General features: G+C 43.3%; 14 protein-coding genes. 4 read left to right on the forward strand and 10 right to left on the reverse strand.

Going from position 1 to position 16,810, the window contains the following annotated elements:
* Nucleotides 1-188: 188 nt before the first annotated feature.
* The 5 genes from gcvH to BS636_RS12525 form a co-directional block, all read right to left on the reverse strand.
* Nucleotides 189-563, reverse strand: a complete 375-nt coding sequence (gene gcvH, locus BS636_RS12505; RefSeq protein WP_099339064.1) for a glycine cleavage system protein GcvH — start codon at nucleotides 561-563, stop codon at nucleotides 189-191.
* Nucleotides 564-635: 72 nt separating this feature from the next.
* Nucleotides 636-1,664 (reverse strand): AraC family transcriptional regulator, encoded by a 1,029-nt coding sequence (locus tag BS636_RS12510; RefSeq protein WP_099339065.1) that lies wholly within the window; start codon nucleotides 1,662-1,664, stop codon nucleotides 636-638.
* Between the two features lie 152 nt (nucleotides 1,665-1,816).
* Nucleotides 1,817-2,266, reverse strand: coding sequence for a MaoC family dehydratase (locus tag BS636_RS12515; protein WP_099339066.1), 450 nt, complete (start codon nucleotides 2,264-2,266; stop codon nucleotides 1,817-1,819).
* A gap of 3 nt (nucleotides 2,267-2,269) precedes the next feature.
* Complete coding sequence (locus BS636_RS12520) at nucleotides 2,270-4,114, reverse strand: ABC transporter ATP-binding protein (RefSeq protein ID WP_099339067.1); 1,845 nt, start codon at nucleotides 4,112-4,114, stop codon at nucleotides 2,270-2,272.
* 252 nt (nucleotides 4,115-4,366) lie between these two features.
* On the reverse strand, nucleotides 4,367-5,623 hold the full coding sequence (locus BS636_RS12525) for a mechanosensitive ion channel family protein (RefSeq protein WP_099339068.1): 1,257 nt from the start codon (nucleotides 5,621-5,623) through the stop codon (nucleotides 4,367-4,369).
* A 359-nt stretch (nucleotides 5,624-5,982) separates the two neighbouring features.
* Between BS636_RS12525 and BS636_RS12530 the strand changes: the two genes are divergently transcribed.
* On the forward strand, nucleotides 5,983-6,756 hold the full coding sequence (locus tag BS636_RS12530; RefSeq protein WP_099339069.1) for a hypothetical protein: 774 nt from the start codon (nucleotides 5,983-5,985) through the stop codon (nucleotides 6,754-6,756).
* 167 nt (nucleotides 6,757-6,923) lie between these two features.
* Nucleotides 6,924-7,571, forward strand: coding sequence for a ParA family protein (locus tag BS636_RS12535; RefSeq protein ID WP_099339070.1), 648 nt, complete (start codon nucleotides 6,924-6,926; stop codon nucleotides 7,569-7,571).
* Nucleotides 7,572-7,644: 73 nt separating this feature from the next.
* Here the strand turns inward: BS636_RS12535 and BS636_RS12540 are convergent, their stop codons facing one another.
* The 5 genes from BS636_RS12540 to BS636_RS12560 form a co-directional block, all read right to left on the reverse strand.
* Nucleotides 7,645-8,181 (reverse strand): DUF2058 domain-containing protein, encoded by a 537-nt coding sequence (locus tag BS636_RS12540; RefSeq protein WP_099339071.1) that lies wholly within the window; start codon nucleotides 8,179-8,181, stop codon nucleotides 7,645-7,647.
* A 16-nt stretch (nucleotides 8,182-8,197) separates the two neighbouring features.
* Nucleotides 8,198-8,872, reverse strand: coding sequence for a YoaK family protein (locus tag BS636_RS12545; protein ID WP_099339072.1), 675 nt, complete (start codon nucleotides 8,870-8,872; stop codon nucleotides 8,198-8,200).
* A gap of 47 nt (nucleotides 8,873-8,919) precedes the next feature.
* Nucleotides 8,920-10,116 (reverse strand): serine/threonine transporter SstT, encoded by a 1,197-nt coding sequence (gene sstT / locus BS636_RS12550; RefSeq protein ID WP_099339073.1) that lies wholly within the window; start codon nucleotides 10,114-10,116, stop codon nucleotides 8,920-8,922.
* Between the two features lie 310 nt (nucleotides 10,117-10,426).
* Nucleotides 10,427-12,178 (reverse strand): SulP family inorganic anion transporter, encoded by a 1,752-nt coding sequence (locus BS636_RS12555; RefSeq protein WP_099339074.1) that lies wholly within the window; start codon nucleotides 12,176-12,178, stop codon nucleotides 10,427-10,429.
* A gap of 201 nt (nucleotides 12,179-12,379) precedes the next feature.
* Entirely contained in the window at nucleotides 12,380-12,691 is a 312-nt protein-coding gene (locus tag BS636_RS12560) for an ArsR/SmtB family transcription factor (RefSeq protein WP_099339075.1), read from the reverse strand.
* A 283-nt stretch (nucleotides 12,692-12,974) separates the two neighbouring features.
* Here BS636_RS12560 and cysK point away from each other — a divergent pair, with 283 nt between their 5' ends.
* A complete protein-coding gene (gene cysK / locus BS636_RS12565; protein ID WP_099339076.1) occupies nucleotides 12,975-13,973 on the forward strand; it encodes a cysteine synthase A in 999 nt (332 codons plus the stop codon).
* A gap of 152 nt (nucleotides 13,974-14,125) precedes the next feature.
* Nucleotides 14,126-16,810 carry a heavy metal translocating P-type ATPase gene (locus BS636_RS12570; RefSeq protein ID WP_099339077.1) on the forward strand — a complete coding sequence of 895 codons (2,685 nt, stop codon included), beginning with the start codon at nucleotides 14,126-14,128 and terminating at the stop codon, nucleotides 16,808-16,810.

Below are 16,810 nucleotides of genomic sequence, written 5' to 3' on the forward strand. Positions count from 1 at the left end.
GTATTTTTTTTATGGAGTATGCTGAATCTATGTTCAGCATCGAAGCGCGTCACGATGACTATATGGGAGAATATGTGAATAATACAATAAAATCGAATGAATGTGGCGTCATTTTAATCTGTATGAGGTCTTAAAAATTCAGATATAAAAAAATCAGCCCGCAGGCTGATTCTTAAAAACAGGTTAAATTATAGACCTGCTTCATAGTCGGTATTGCTTAACAGTTTTTCAACATCAGCGATATTGTCTGGCTTGATTTTGTAGATCCAGCCTTTGCCATACGGATCGTCATTAATGAAATCTGGGTCATCTTCAAGTGCAGGGTTGATTTCAACCACGATACCCGAAACAGGTGCATGGATGTCTGATGCTGTTTTTACAGATTCAACAACACCTGCTTGCTGACCTGCGGTCACGTGTGAATCAAGATCTGGCGCTTCAACATAGACCAGGTCACCTAAAGCATCCTGTGCATGGTCAGAAATACCAGTCACCACAAGATCACCCTCAATGCGTACCCATTCATGTGTACTTGCGTACTTTAATTCTGAAGGATGATTCATTGATAACTCCTTAAATCGCTTAGGTTCATTTTTGACATGATTTATACATTCTTTTGCTGCAAAACAAAAGGCTTATAGGTATGGATCTTTACGCCAGTTGCTTGGACTACGACCACTCCAGCGTTTAAAGGCACGACTGAAGTTGGCGACATCACTATAACCGAGCTCATCGGCAATCTGTTCCAGCGTGAAATCAGTTCGTGAAAGCAGGGAAGTCGCATGTCGATAACGCACCTCATCCACCAAGGTAGAGAAAGAAGTACCTTCAGCCGCCAGCTGACGTTTCAGAGTACGATCAGACATATGCAGACGGTCTGCGACGGCTTCAATACTGAGATAATGCTGTTCTGAATTGGTTAGAATATCCCGCACACGCATGGCAATACGATGGCGTTCACCCAAGGCAGAAAGTTCAGCTTCACATTGGTTAATCGCAATTTGGCTGGCAATCGGGTCAGCATGTACCAGCTTGTTCATCAGATAGCTTTTATCAAAGCTGAGTAACAGATGGGGCTGTTCAAAACGGAACTGATGGGTGGGAAACTTCGCCATAAAGCGTTCAAAGCCTTCCGGCTTTTTAAAATCGAAGTCGACTTCACCAGTTGCATCACTAATTCCAGTAATGGCTTTGGCCATACTGATCAGTCCAATCATCAGAGCAATCGAAATTTCTGTACGCAGCGGTTCCATCTGAATATCAGTTTGCAGCTGTACCGTTGCCTTGACCCCAAAAGTCGAGAAAAACAGTTGCAGGAATGGCAAGCGCAGCTGGATAAAACGGTTCGCCAATACCAAAGCTTCAGTAATATTGTTTGCCGTCATGATGGCATAGCCAATAAAGCCATGAATAGAAATACGCATCTGTGTACCCAGGTGATAGCCCAAGGTGGGTTCACCAGTCAGCTTGAGTGCGTGCTTGACCATATCATTGGCAATGACGGTAGGAATGCGGAACTCAGGATCTGCCAACTGTTCACTGGTCAGTCCAAAAGGTTTGAATAGCGACTCATCGTTATAGCCCCAGCGGGAGATAACGTCGAGAAGCAAAAGGCCATAAACGCCGGGGATGCCTTGGTCTTGGCGTGGAGCAATCATCTTCATGCGCGATCCGTTGCACTCAGTCAAATTTTTTCTATTTATTTGCCCATATTGGCATGAAACAGCCAGTTTTATCTTTAAAATTGTTGGACAAAATGCTGAGCCTTACCCAAACACTTCAAGCAGATTAGCCTGAAATGTGGGTGAAAATCAAACTAAACTGCTGTAAATTCTTGCTTAAATACTAAAATATTGGTCGTCGAATTAAATAGAACCTGATCTTTCTGGTTCAATGCCTGAGTTTCATAACGAACAATGCCACGATCTGGTTTACGCTGTGAAGGTTTAATGTCTGTAATGGTGACAATGACCCGAATCTCATCATCAGGACGGGTTGGACAAGGCCAACGTACGTGTGAATCTGTACCAACCAGGCCATAGGCAATCGGAAAACATTCACTCCATAAACGCATCACCACCGCAGCAGTATGCCAGCCACTTGCTGCCAGACCTTTAAAGATGGGATGTTTTTGTGCCTGCTGTGCATCAGTATGAAAGGTTTGGGGGTCAAATTTTTCAGCAAACTGTAAAATTTCTGCCTCAGTCATACGATAACTACGGCTTTTAAACTCATCACCAATCTTCAGGTCTTCCAGATATAACATGTTCTATCCTTGTTCTTTTGTATCGTGTTCCATTAAAAATCCGCCAGTCTGACGCTGCCAGAGATGCGCATAAATTCTATTTAATGCTACCAATTCGTCATGCGTACCTTGCTCGACGATCTTGCCTTGATCCAGCACAATCAATCGGTCCATTTGTGCAATGGTAGAAAGACGATGTGCGATTGCAATGACAGTCTTGCCTTTCATCAGCTCATCCAAACTGCTCTGAATCGCGGCTTCAACTTCTGAATCCAGCGCGCTGGTCGCTTCATCCAGAATTAAAATCGGTGCATCTTTCAGGAAGACACGGGCAATCGCAATACGCTGACGCTGACCACCAGACAGCTTCACGCCGCGTTCGCCAACGTAGGCATCATAGCCACGTTTGCCACGCAGATCGCTGAGTTGTGGAATGAATTCTTCTGCCTCAGCTTTACGCACTGCTGCAAACATTTCTTCATCGGTCGCACTTGGACGGCCATATTTAATGTTTTCAGCCACACTACGATGCAGCAGTGACGTGTCCTGCGTCACCATGGCAATATTCTTGCGCAGGCTATCTTGAGTCACATCTTCAATATTTTGCCCATCGATTAAAATACGACCTTGGTCAATACGATAGAAATTCAGCAAGAGTTGAATTAGGGTGGATTTACCCGCACCGGAACGACCCACCACACCGATTTTTTCGCCCGGTCGAATGGTCAGGTTCAAGCCATCAATTACATTTTTATCATTATAGGCAAAGCTGACATTATCAAACTTGATTTCGCCTCGTTGCAATTGCAGTTCTTTGGCATCCGGTTTGTCCTGAATCGAAATGGATTTACCCAAAGTGCCCATACCATCTTGAATAGTTCCGACATTTTCAAAAAGTTGCGAGGTCTGCCACATCAGGAATTCAGCAATACTGTTCAGTTTCAGAACCATCGCCGTAGTTGCAGCAATAATCCCGAGCTGGGCTTGACCTTCCATCCATAGCCAGATTGCTGTGCCTAATACGCCACCATATAGTACGACACTGAGCAATAGAATACTGATTTCATACTGCGCACCCAGTCGCATCTGTTTATAGACCGTGACCATAAACTCTTGCATAGAGGCTTTGGCATACTGGCTTTCACGACCTGCATGGGCAAACAGTTTGACGGTCTGAATATTGGTATAGGCATCAGTCACGCGACCAGTCATTACCGCACGGGCATCGGCCTGTTGATGAGAGATTTTGCTCAGTCGTGGAATAAAATAGCTGGCTGCAATAATAAATAGTACAAGCCAAACCATGAGCGGAATAATCAGATAGGCAGAAATTGAACCGAGTACGACATTAATGGTAATGAAGTAAATCACTACATAAGCCAGCATATCGCCAAGAATGACCCAGAATTCACGGATCGCCAGTGAGGTTTGCATGACCTTAGCCGATAAACGGCCGGCAAAGTCATTATGGAAGAAATCCAGACTTTGTTTAAGCAGCAGATTATGGAAACGCCAGCGCAGACGCATCGGGAAGTTGCTGTATAAAATTTGATGCTTGATTAAAGACTGGGCACTGGCAAAGAAGATATTCGCCAGTAAGACCACTGCAAGTAGGGTCAGATTGGTCGTGTGTTGTTCCAGAAAAGTTTCCGGCTGGCTTTGGCTGAGCCAATTCACCAGATCACCAATTTTGGAATATAACAAGGCTTCAAAACTGGCTGCACCTGCAGTACACAGTACAAGAATCAACAGATAACGGCGTACGCCATAAGCCGCCTGCCAGACAAAGGGGAAAAACTTGGTGGGCAAGGGTTGGTTCAGGTTTTTGGTCGGATAGGGATCCACCAGCCGTTCAAGCCATCGAAACATTTGTGTACTCTTTTATCATGCATTTTGCTTTTCACGGATTATAAAGGATTCTGTTTTTATAAGCCTGAAATAAGGTGAAATTGCCACAAAATGATTAACTAAATCAAACTTTAGGTTGCAAACCCTAAAACCTGGAAAAGTTAATGTTGTTTGGATAGAAATCTTAATAAGATATTGAAACGGCTTAATAGAGAGCCCAGTAAAAAGCCTGAAATGACACAATATTTCAGGCTCAGATTAGGCAAGTTTAGATTAAGTGATAATTGGAGAAGAAGGCGCTGTAAATGCTTCTTTAAAATCGCTGCCCGAAGGTGCCTGATACACTTTCAGACCGAATTCCGGAATAATCGCCAGTACATGATCCATGATGTCAGACTGAATATTTTCATACTCTGTCCATACCGTGGTATTGGTAAAGGCATAGATTTCCAGGGGCAAACCTTCACTAGTCGGTTGGAGTTGACGCACCATTAGAGAAAAGTTTTTAGCAATACCAGGATGTTGTTGCAGGTAAAACTCCAGATAGGCACGAAAGGTGCCTAAATTGGTTAGACGGCGCTGGTTATATTGTGAATGATGCTGCAGTTGCTGGTTAAATTTAACCAGTTCTTCAGTCTTGGTATTCAGGTAATGATCGAGCAGAATGAAGTTTTTCAGTTTGGTTTGTTCTTCCTCAGTCATAAAATGTACGCTGCTTTGATCAATATGAATCGAACGTTTAATACGACGTGCACCGGCTTCCTGCATCCCTCGCCAGTTTTTGAAAGTATCAGTCACCAGTTTATTGGTTGGAATAGTGGTAACCGTCTTATCAAAGTTTTGCACGGTCACAGTATGTAATGACATATCAATCACATCACCATCGGCATTCAGCGAAGGCATTTCGATCCAGTCGCCAATGCGTACCATGTCATAAGATGAAATTTGTACCGAAGCCACCAGAGACAAAATGGTATTTTGAAATACCAACATCAGTACAGCAGCCATCGCACCAAAACCAGCCAGCAAGGTAAATACATCCTTTTTCAGGAAAGTCCCCAGAATCATTAAACCGCAGACGATAAAAATCAGCAGTTTAACCAGCTGCAAATAGCCTTTAATCGGCTTATTGCGTGATTTAGGATTACGCTGATAAATCAGATTGAAAATATTCAGTAATTCACCCAATGCCAAAGCAATGGTCAGGAAAATAAAGGCCTGCGCGCCCATTTGTACAAAGGTCTGAACTTTGTCTGATAAGTGCGGCACGGTAACGATGCCATTCATGATCACGATAGCCGGTACGATATTGGCAATCCGACGAATGACGCTGTGTTCAGCAAAGATTGTATTGTTGGCAAAAGACAGCTTGGAAATCAGTTTACGAATTCCGCGAACAACCACTTGTTTGGCAAACAGATTGGCGATAAATGCCAGTACAAGAACAATGCTTAAGGAAGACAGCATTTCCAACCAGGGATATTGATCCGCCCAATCTTGAATGTTCCGAATAAAACTAAACTGTTCCAACTGATCTTTCTCTTGAATATAAAAATTCCATACAGTTTATATGCTTAGTGATTATTTATTAACCTTGGATAACGTTTTAAAACATATCTTTCTTAGTGAAGTATTTTGATCCATCAATATTATTCTTATAAAAAGAGATAGAAATGGGTAGAGCATCAGGTTCTATTGTTTAGAGATTTATTAATCAGCGATCAGGCTGATGCTTTGCTTAACGCATCAAGAATCTCTTTAAAGATAATAATTACATCAGGCGAACATGAGACTTTATCGGCATTTTATGGCAGCTCATAAGTAGCCCAGCTATGATACAGAGGAATATCTAAAGATCACCCTCCTACAAGAATACCAAGGGGCGAATCATGCAAAAACAGTTAGCAATTATTAGTCTAGCCTTGGTGCTGAATGCCTGCGGTGATGGCAATGATGATATTTTTAGAGGTGTAGATGGATCATCTTCGAGCCGGTTAATGGGTATTTATAACGGCAGTTTGACAGATGGGAATCTGAGCCAACGCTCAATATTGGGCGTGATTGAGAAAAACAGTAATTTCTGGTTATTGTATTCACCGCCCGGTAGTGATGGTTATACGGGTATCATGCATGGGCGTTTTTCTTTATCGGGTAATACCGTTAGTGCTTCTGATATTCGAGACTATAATTTTGCGCTGAATCAAATTGCCAGTGTAGCGTTAAATGGTACCTATACAGCGGACAGAAACCTGCAGGGTAATCTTAATAATGTAGCTAATCAGCCTTTTAACCTTATTTATAACGTTAATTTTAGTCGTGACAATACAAGTATATCCAGCCTTGTAGGAAGTTATAGTGGTCGAACCACGACTTTATCCAATGATGTCGTTACTGCGGTCAATATTAGTAGCAGCGGAGTGATTACAGGAACTGTCGGGAATCAGGAGCCGTGCGCATTTGCAGGAAGAGTGAGCACGGAAAATAATGCGCCATATTATACTATCAACCTAGTTTTTACAGATTCTGCGAGTTCCAGTTGTCTGAACGGGACACAGGAAGTTAATGGCATTCTGCTGAGCCAGAGTCAACAAGAAAGGCAAACCATTTATATCCTTGCAGAAAACACTGATCAACGGGATGCAGTCTTGTTCATTGGAGAATAGAATCTAAACTAATAATCAGAAAAGTTTTTAGAAAAGCGCCTATGGGTGCTTTTTCTTTTTCAGATTTCAATGAATTTTGACTTTTTAAGTGAAATCGTTCATTTTAAAACCATAATTATTTTAAGTATTTAATGCAATCTTTTTAAATTAAAAATGGGGAAATAAATATGACGATTTTTGTGGTGACCAGCCCGAAACGAGGTTCAGGTAAAAGTACCTTAGCGATGAACCTGACAGAATATCTACGTTTGCAGGGCAGCACCTTGTATATTGACACTGATGACAACAAGCAGAATTTTGAATGGGTAGCGTTACATCGTAAAGGTTTTGGCTTTGAACATATCTCTTTAAAAGACCATCCAGATGAGTTGGCGCATCGTATTGAAAAAGCAAAATCTCAATATGATGATATCGTCATTGATATCGCTGGGCATGATACTTACGCATTACGCTCGGTGCTGCTGCAAGCAGATAAACTGATTATTCCTTTATCAGTAGATGCTGAAGATCAGGAGATGTATAGCGAGATGCTGCAGCTGGCAATTAGCGTTTCACAGTTCAACACTCGGTTAAAGGTATATGGGATGCTGATGCGTGCACCACAGCAGATTGAAATAGAGCAGATGGCAGCGAATCAGAATTTACTTAAAGACATTCCAGGCGCACATTTTCTAAATACTATTATTTATGAGGATGAAGCTTTCGACGAAGCTAAGTATTTAGGACGCAGCATCTGGGAGCATTCGCCTGAGCAAGGGCAACGCTTTGATCAATTTATTCAGGAGCTGATGGCGGATACAATGCAGCCAGTTTGATTTTTTACCTCGAATTATTATTTTAATCGACATTAAAAAAGCTCCCGATCTGGGAGCTTTTTGTTTTAACGGATTACCACATCAGGTCATCAGGAATCACATAAGCTGCATATGGATCTTCTTCATCGGTGGTTTGTTCATTCTTCTCAGAATTATTGACGATGATAAAGCCTTCCATTTTGGCATTGATACGGTCTGCCAGTGCTTTAGGCAGGAAAGCATAGCTTTCATTTTCGCGGGCAATCACCAGGCTGCCTGCAACGAGGGCATTATAAATTTGCTGATTCAGATAAACTTTCTTGATTTTTGAATCATCAATAAACTGATAGGAAATTTCGCCGTCGGTATCACGAATTTTATGCTGATTGATCATTTGCATGATAGACGCTTTAAGTTCTTTCTCTTGTAATGCTGCTTTTTTCTCTTGCTCAATCGCCTGATCTTTAGCTAGCTTTTCCTGTTTGGCTTTTTCGATTTGTGCCTTGATTTCAGCTTCGCTGCTATCACCAGTGCGCTTTTCATGTACGGCCTGTTTCGACAGTTTTTTTGCTTTCTTATTATCGACCAGACCTGCCTTTAACAATTGTGCCTGTAATGCGTTTTTAACCATGAGAATTTCCAGAAAATTAATGCTGTAAGTGTCGATAACGTAAATAGATGATCCAGTAAATCAGACTTAGACTAAGGCTGAGTGCTGCCGGGATCAGGAATGCGTTTAATTTTAAAGAAGGATAAATCCAGCTGGCAAGCACACCGCCAATTAAAAATCCGATCAAGATTAGCAAATGCAGGATAGTACGCCGGGATTCAACCTCCAGTCCACGCAACTTGTAGCCTAATGACAGTCCTAGATCGGTCAATACACCGGATAAATGCGTAGTACGGATAATCGTACCTTTATAGTGGCTGACCATGGCATTTTGCACACCCATGGCTGTACACGCCCAAAGCAGACCATAACGAGGAAAATAAGGCAGTAATACCCAGCTCAGCAGAATAAAAAAAGCCACCAAGCTAAGCGGATAGCCATAAAGGCGTCCTAGCTGAAAGTGGCTATTTCCCAGAATGAGTCCGCTGTACATTGAGCCAATGACATAACATGCCGTCACCAGAACCAGATACACAATATGATTCGGTTCCCAATTTACCAGTGCCATCGCTAGCATGCTGACATTGCCGGTCATATGGGAAACGGATTGGTGCAGGACGGTGATCAGACCGAGTACATTAATCATGCCGGCATTCACGGCAAGAAAAAATGCACCCAGTTGAACCCAGATGGGTAAACGCTGTAATGGCATAACAACTCAACATCTAATGACAAAAATATTGAATTATCAATATAAGATCAATTAGATGCGCGGTCTACAGCTGTTGTAAATAAAACGTCAGTTGATGAGTTGAGTGCAGTTTCAGTTGAATCCTGCAATACGCTGATCACCATACCAATAGCAACGACTTGCATTGCGATATCAGAAGAAATACCGAACAGGCCACATGCCACAGGAATTAACAGTAATGAACCGCCAGCGACACCTGAAGCACCACATGCAGATACAGTCGCCACCACAGACAGAATGATCATAGTGGTGAAATCAACATTGATGCCCAGTGTATTTACAGCTGCGAGAGACAATACAGTGATGGTCACAGATGCGCCAGCCATGTTGATGGCTGCACCCAGTGGAATCGCGACACTTGAAGTTGATTCAGACACACCTAGGCGTTTCGCAAGATCCATATTCACCGGAATATTTGCAGCTGAACTACGGGTAAAGAATGCCGTAATGCCACTTTCGCGTAAGCAGGTAAATACCAGTGGATAAGGATTAGCACGTGTCACTAAAGCAACAAGCAATGGGTTGATCACGAGTGCAACAAAAGCCATCGTACCGAGCAATACTGCGAGTAAATGGCCGTAGCTTTCCAGCGTTTCCAGACCTGCTTCCGCAAAAGTAACCGCTACCAGACCAAAAATACCCACAGGTGCAAAGCTAATCACCAGACGAATTACATAGTTAATGGCATTCGCTGCATCATTTAAAACGGTTTTTGTAGTTTCAGATGCATGGCGGAAAGCAATACCTAATGCGACTGACCAAGCCAGAATACCAATAAAGTTCGCTTCAGAGATGGCAACAACCGGGTTAGAAACAAAGCTGAGCAGCAGATTTTTCAAGATTTCACTTAAGCTGCCTGGTGGCTGTAAGTCACCTTGCGCGGCAACGTCCAGGAACAGCGTACTTGGAAACACGATGCTGGCAACTACAGCACTGACTGCAGCTAGGAACATGCCAATCGCATACAAGTACATAATCGGACGCATACGGGAGTTGCCTTGACCAACTTTAAAGTTAGCAATGGAAGCCAGGACTAAAATGAAAACCAGGATAGGCGCGACAGATTTAAGCGCTTTAATAAACAGGTCGCCTAGCAGGCTGAGGTAGGGCGCATATTCTGGAAAAACCAGCGCGACACCAACACCAAGAATAATGGCGATGATGATTCGGGAGACTAAACTCATACGCGAAAGGGCAGAAAACATAAGGTTGCCTTGTGTAAATTACGAGGGCTAAATGCGGAAAAAATTTGCGTTATTTTATACTTAAAATTCTATGTGCTTAAAATATATTTTTAGTTTAAATATAAGTTTATGAAAATAAATAATAATTACAGAAAACCAAATCATTTATTTGTCTATATTTTACTCAAAATCAGGTCATAAACAAAATTTTAAGATGAAAATGTATATGCCATATTTTCTATAAAAATGCTTTAAGAAAAAGAATCAATTCTGTTGATATTTGTAGAGACTTTCTGATTTGATCCTTTCATTTTAATAGTTGTCAAAAGACTTAAATAGAATAGTCCTTAGTGCGATCGCTAAACAGATCCGGAGATAAATCCCGAATCGCCTGATAATGGGTCAGATAAATCCGTCCACTAAGATGCTTGAGCAATTTGGATTCCTGTAAGCGATCCATGACGGGTCCTTTAACTTCAGCAAAGTGCAGACGGATATGGAGCTTAGACAGCTCGGTATTAATATCTTCCAACATTTCTAAAGCGCTCAGATCAATATCGCTAATACTTGAACAATTCAGGATCACATGTTCAAGCTGTTCTTTGCCACTGACTGCATTAATCAAAAAACCCTTAAAGGCATTGGCATTCAGGAAAGTCAAGTTTTCATCAATACGCAGGGAAAGCACTTGATCCGAAGTTAGTACCTGATGGCGCTGTACGTTACGGAAATGTTGCGTACCTTCAATCAGACCGACTACCGCGATATGCGGACGGCTAATACGCCAAAGCATCAGCACAAAGGTAGAAATAATCCCGATGATCAAACCGGTCGAAATATCAATCAGCACCACGCCAAAGAAGGTCACCCACATGGCAATACCGTCTGCTTTAGAATAACGCCAGGCATTCATAAAGGGCTGGAAGTCGACCAGCTTCCAGATCGACACGATGATCGTCGCTGCAAGAATTGCAAGCGGTAGATCTTCAAAAAAACCGGTAAAGAACAGGCTGACGATAATAATCAGCAGGGAGGACAGCACACCCGCCATTGGTGTTCTGGCACCAGCATCAGCATTCACCACGGTCCGCGATAAGCTGCCGGTGACTGGAAAGGCAGAACTAATGCCAGCACTGATGTTGGCAATGCCTAGTGCAATCAGTTCCTGATTACTATTGAGTTGACTACGTTGTTGCAACGCTGTTGCCTGAGCAATCGAGAGTGACTCCACAAAGCTGATCATAGCAATCATGGTCGCACCAGGAAGTAAGGTCATGACCAGTTCCCAGTTCCAGTGCGGAAAACTTAAGGGCGGAAAGCCGGAAGGAATCGCACCAACGGTTTTAATGCCTTCAGTCTGCAGGTTTAAATACACCACAGCAACAATACCTAAAGCGACCAGCATTAGCGGTACAGCACGTACCAAAAAATCCGTTGATCCAATCCGGCTTTGGACTGCCTGAGATTTGAGAATTTTCGGAATATAGATTAGCAAGCCAATAGACAGTAGCCCAAAGACAAGGCTTGGCCAGTGAATCAAATGGATATATTCAAGCAGGCTAAGCACAAACTGCTGAAGGTTATTGGCCTGTAAGGGCACATCGACCAGAAACTTAAACTGGCCAATGGCAATCAAGAGAGCAGAAGCGATGATAAAACTCTGAATCACCGGATGGCTGATCAGCTGAATCAGGAAGCCAAAACGTAGCAAGCCTAATAATAGGGAAATAATACCGACCATCAGAGCTAATAAGGTGGCGGCTTCGATATAGACTGGCGAACCGACTTCAAACAACGGATTCAGCGTAGCAAAGGTCATCATGGAAATGATGGCTACAGGACCAATTGACAAGGTACTGCTACTGCCCAGCATGGCGTATAGAATCATCGGCAGGATGCTGGCATACAACCCCATGATCGGCGGCAATCCGGCCAACATGGCATAAGCCATGCCTTGTGGTACCAGCATGGCGACTACAATCAACGAAGCCAGTACATCGGACTTGAATTTAACCGGACTATAATGGCTTAACCATGACCAGGCCGGTAATAATTGCAGTAGTTTTGGCTTCGAATTGGACATATAAGAGTCTAAATCACAAATATAGATATATTATGCATATTTTCTGCTAAGAAATCATGGCTTAAAGTAGCCCTTGATCAACCCTCATGCAAAAAATGATCTGACCAGACCTTAGCATCACTTAGTTATAAAAGGGATTATCTGAATCTGAAAGACAATCCCCAAAGACTAAGGTAGAAGTTTAGACTCTAGATGAAATGCTTAAGCTTTTACACAGTAAAGTTGATATAGCGTATTCAGGATCACCACCAGATTTTGATCTTTAATGGAATAGAAAATTTGCTTGCCATCGCGGCGGGTACTGACCACATCACTTTTACGTAACATCATCAGTTGTTGGGAAAGTGTAGGTTGCTGGATATGGGTAAGGTTTTCGATTTGGGAAACGTTAAGTTCAGCCTGGGAAAGATGACATAGGATGATAAGACGGTCAGTGTTTGCAAGAGATTTCAGGATGCCAACCACCTGATCAGCTGAATCACGCATGGTGGTGATTTCAAGATCGGTATTCATTCAGAATGTCCATAGAGATAAAATACAGCGCGAACGATTATAAAGGTCTGAAAGCCTTATAAATCGGTAAAAGTCACTTATTTCTATGGCTTTTTGTGAATTAAAATATCAATAAAAATTATATATTTGCCATTGAATAATCAGTTATTTTTATTGCATATTAATGACTTATACAGCAGTTGATTTGCCATAATAGAGTGCAGATTCCACTATCTTCTACAAAATCCGGAAATACTTGTATGATGATAGTGCAATTCGAGCTAATAACATCAGGGATATTCTAATGAGTACAGATTCAGCATTTCCTACTCCCAACAACTTGGGAATAGCGGTTTACAGCAACAATGCAGAAGCAATTGGCAATACACCGCTTGTACGCATTAACCGTGCAATCACAGGCGAGGCGACTGTACTCGCGAAGGTTGAAAGCCGTAACCCGGCATTTTCGGTGAAATGTCGTATCGGAGCAGCACTGATCGCAGACGCTGAAAAATCTGGCAAATTAAAACCAGGTATGCACATTGTTGAGCCAACCAGCGGTAATACTGGTATTGCGCTGGCGTTTGTTGCTGCAGCAAAAGGCTACCCATTAACATTGACTATGCCAGCCAGCATGAGTGTTGAACGTCGTAAAGTGGTAAAAGCCTTTGGTGCGAATCTGATTCTGACTGAACCAGCGAAAGGCATGAAAGGCGCAGTCGATGAAGCAGTTCGTCTGGTAACTGAACAGCCTGAAACATATTTCTTGCCACAACAGTTTGAAAATCCAGCTAACCCGAAAATTCACGAAGAGACCACAGGTCCTGAAATCTGGGAAGCGACTGGCGGTAAGGTCGATATTCTGGTAGCGGGTGTAGGTACTGGCGGTACCATTTCTGGTATTTCACGTTACTTCGAAAAAGTACGTAACCAGCCGATCTACTCGGTAGCTGTTGAACCAGCTGAGTCACCAATTATTGGTCAGGCGAAACGCGGTGAAAATCTGACACCTGGACCACACAAAATCCAGGGGATCGGTGCCAACTTCATTCCGGGTAACCTCGATTTGGATTTGGTTGATGAAGTGATCGCGATCGAAAGTGGCGAAGCAGTAGAATGGGCACGTAAAACTGCATCTCAGGAAGGCATCTTGGTCGGTATCTCAAGTGGTGCGGCAATGGCGGCAGCAGCAAAACTAGCTGCTCGTCCAGAAAATGCAGGCAAAAACATTGTGGTGATCCTGCCAGACGGTGGTGAACGCTATCTATCTTCAATATTGTTTGAAGATATTTCTGCGGAATAATTCTTAGTAATTATTCAGTAGTACAGCAAAAAGCCTGGATCTGTGATTCGGGCTTTTTTTATTTTCATTGTTAAATACTTGACCTTCCAACCATAGGAAGGTTTAAGCTATAGGCTAGATTTAAAGCATCAATAAAATGAAGGAGATGTGCCATGCAGGAACAGTCTTACAATCAGCTGTATCAATACACTGTACAGATTGAAGGCATGACCTGTGCATCTTGCGTGGCGCGGGTCGAAAAAACCCTAAAGAAAATCGAAGGCGTGGTTTCTGCCAATGTGAACCTATCTACGGAAAAGGCTTCGATCAGTGCTGAACGCGTGATTCCATATTCTGAGATTATCCAGAAAATAGAACGAACTGGCTTTAGTGTGGCGCAGCAGAAATTCGAGCTGGATATTGAAGGCATGACTTGTGCTTCCTGTGCAGCACGAATTGAAAAAGCCCTCAAGAAAATACCAGAAGTGCTTGAAGCAAATGTGAATTTGTCTACTGAAAAGGCTTATGTTACTTCGGTTGGTTTCTTACAACAGCAAACCTTAGTCAAAGCCATTCAAAAAGCAGGTTTTGATGTCAAGGCGGATCAGCTGGAATTCAGTATTGATGGTATGACCTGTGCATCTTGTGTCGCACGGGTGGAAAAGGCACTAAACAAGGTAGAAGGAGTCACTGCTGCACGCGTGAATCTGGCGACCGAAACGGCACAGGTATCTGGTTCAAAATTAAATGCTGCCGATCTGATTCAAGCGGTGAAAAAAGCTGGCTATGAGGCACAGCTGAAAACAACAAAAGTGAATTTTGCCGAACAGCAAAATTTCCAGCAGAAAAAAGTTGAAGAAACCGCAGCGCTGTATCGGGATTTATGGATTGCTTTGGCACTGGCACTGCCAGTATTTATTCTGGAAATGGGATCGCATCTGATTCCGGCCTTCCATCATTGGATTGCACACAATATTGGTACCCAGAATAGCTGGTATATCCAGTTTGTACTGACCACGTTGGTATTACTATTTCCGGGACGGCGCTTCTACCAGCATGGGATTCCAGCCTTGCTGCGTCTGGCACCGGATATGAATTCGCTGGTCACAGTCGGTACATCGGCAGCTTATCTGTTCTCAGTAATTGCAACTTTCTTCCCGTCCTTGCTGCCACAAGCCACGGTGCATGTCTATTTTGAAGCGGCAGCCGTGATTATTGCCTTGATTCTGCTCGGGCGTTATCTGGAAGCACGTGCCAAGGGGAAAACATCACAAGCGATTCAATATCTCATTGGACTTCAACCTAAAACGGCACGAGTATTACAGGATGGACAATGGCTAGACCTGCCGATTTCTGCAGTGCAGCAAGGCATGACCATTGAAATCCGTCCGGGTGAGAAAGTCGCGGTGGATGGCGTAGTGATTTCCGGTCAGAGCTATGTGGATGAAGCGATGGTCACTGGTGAACCAGTACCGGTTGCAAAAAATATTGAAGACAAAGTGGTAGGTGGCACCATTAACCAGAATGGTACTTTGCAAATTCGTGCCACTGCTGTGGGTGAAGATTCAGTACTGGCGCAGATCATTAAAATGGTGGAGCAGGCACAGGGTGCCAAGCTGCCAATTCAGGCAGCGGTGGACAAAGTCACCTTGTGGTTTGTACCTGCTGTGATGGGTTTGGCTCTATTGACCTTTATTATCTGGTTTCTGGTTGGACCTGAACCTCAGCTGACTTATGCTCTGGTTAGCGCCGTAGCCGTGTTAATTATTGCCTGTCCTTGTGCCATGGGGCTGGCTACCCCAACCTCGATCATGGTCGGAACCGGGCGTGCTGCCGAACTTGGTGTGCTGTTCCGTAAAGGTGAAGCTTTGCAACTGCTGCAACAAACCAAAGTGGTAGCAGTCGATAAAACCGGAACCCTTACAGAAGGTAAACCAGTACTCACCGATTTTCAGATACAAGAAGGTTTTAATGAACAGCAGGTATTGCAACTAATTGCTTCAGTCGAAGCCAAATCTGAACATCCGATTGCCTATGCGATTGTGCAGGCTGCTAAAGAGTTGCAGATTGAATTACTCGAAGTCAGTGAATTTGATTCAATTACCGGTGCTGGCATTAAAGCACAAATTGGTGATCAAGAAATTCAGATCGGTGCAGAACGCTTGATGCAGCAGCTCGGTTTAAACACTGCAAGTTTTGCTGAAATTGCGGCTAAATTAGGGCGAGAAGGAAAAACGCCACTCTATGCTGCAATGAATAGTCAGCTGGCAGCGATTATTGCTGTAGCTGATCCGATTAAAGATACGACCTTTAAAGCCATTGAAGAGCTGCATCGTCAGGGACTGAAAGTGGCGATGATTACGGGTGATAATCCACATACAGCCAATGCTGTCGCACAACAACTCAAAATTGACCATGTGATTGCCGAAGTGCTACCACATGAAAAAGTTGATGCGGTTAAAGTGTTGCAAGAACAGCATGGCATTGTGACTTTTGTTGGTGATGGTATTAATGATGCACCGGCACTGGCACAGGCGGATGTCGGTATGGCGATAGGGACAGGCACTGATGTAGCAATTGAAGCTGCCGATGTGGTGCTGATGTCAGGCAATCTGCAGCATGTGGCGACCGGGATTGGTATCAGTCAGGCCACGATCAAGAATATCCGACAGAACCTGTTCTGGGCCTTTGTTTATAATATTGCGCTGATTCCAATTGCTGCCGGTATCTTGTATCCATTCTTTGGCATCTTGCTTTCGCCAATGTTTGCTGCAGGTGCGATGGCATTATCTTCGGTATTTGTCGTGAGTAATGCTTTGCGTTTAAAGCTGTATCAGCCGGTATCAGCGCAGGAGTAG

It is taken from the genome of Acinetobacter sp. LoGeW2-3 (assembly GCF_002688565.1).
Classification (GTDB): domain Bacteria; phylum Pseudomonadota; class Gammaproteobacteria; order Pseudomonadales; family Moraxellaceae; genus Acinetobacter.

What these genes read in the sequence shown, in the direction of transcription:
- BS636_RS12515 (WP_099339066.1), bottom strand. Translation starts at nt 2,266, where the DNA reads ATGTTATATCTGGAAGACCTGAAGATTGGTGATGAGTTTAAAAGCCGT.
- BS636_RS12555 (WP_099339074.1), bottom strand. Translation starts at nt 12,178, where the DNA reads ATGTCCAATTCGAAGCCAAAACTACTGCAATTATTACCGGCCTGGTCA.
- BS636_RS12520 (WP_099339067.1), bottom strand. Translation starts at nt 4,114, where the DNA reads ATGTTTCGATGGCTTGAACGGCTGGTGGATCCCTATCCGACCAAAAAC.
- BS636_RS12535 (WP_099339070.1), top strand. Translation starts at nt 6,924, where the DNA reads ATGACGATTTTTGTGGTGACCAGCCCGAAACGAGGTTCAGGTAAAAGT.
- sstT (WP_099339073.1), bottom strand. Translation starts at nt 10,116, where the DNA reads ATGTTTTCTGCCCTTTCGCGTATGAGTTTAGTCTCCCGAATCATCATC.
- gcvH (WP_099339064.1), bottom strand. Translation starts at nt 563, where the DNA reads ATGAATCATCCTTCAGAATTAAAGTACGCAAGTACACATGAATGGGTA.
- BS636_RS12570 (WP_099339077.1), top strand. Translation starts at nt 14,126, where the DNA reads ATGCAGGAACAGTCTTACAATCAGCTGTATCAATACACTGTACAGATT.
- BS636_RS12530 (WP_099339069.1), top strand. Translation starts at nt 5,983, where the DNA reads ATGCAAAAACAGTTAGCAATTATTAGTCTAGCCTTGGTGCTGAATGCC.
- BS636_RS12540 (WP_099339071.1), bottom strand. Translation starts at nt 8,181, where the DNA reads ATGGTTAAAAACGCATTACAGGCACAATTGTTAAAGGCAGGTCTGGTC.
- cysK (WP_099339076.1), top strand. Translation starts at nt 12,975, where the DNA reads ATGAGTACAGATTCAGCATTTCCTACTCCCAACAACTTGGGAATAGCG.
- BS636_RS12510 (WP_099339065.1), bottom strand. Translation starts at nt 1,664, where the DNA reads ATGAAGATGATTGCTCCACGCCAAGACCAAGGCATCCCCGGCGTTTAT.
- BS636_RS12560 (WP_099339075.1), bottom strand. Translation starts at nt 12,691, where the DNA reads ATGAATACCGATCTTGAAATCACCACCATGCGTGATTCAGCTGATCAG.
- BS636_RS12545 (WP_099339072.1), bottom strand. Translation starts at nt 8,872, where the DNA reads ATGCCATTACAGCGTTTACCCATCTGGGTTCAACTGGGTGCATTTTTT.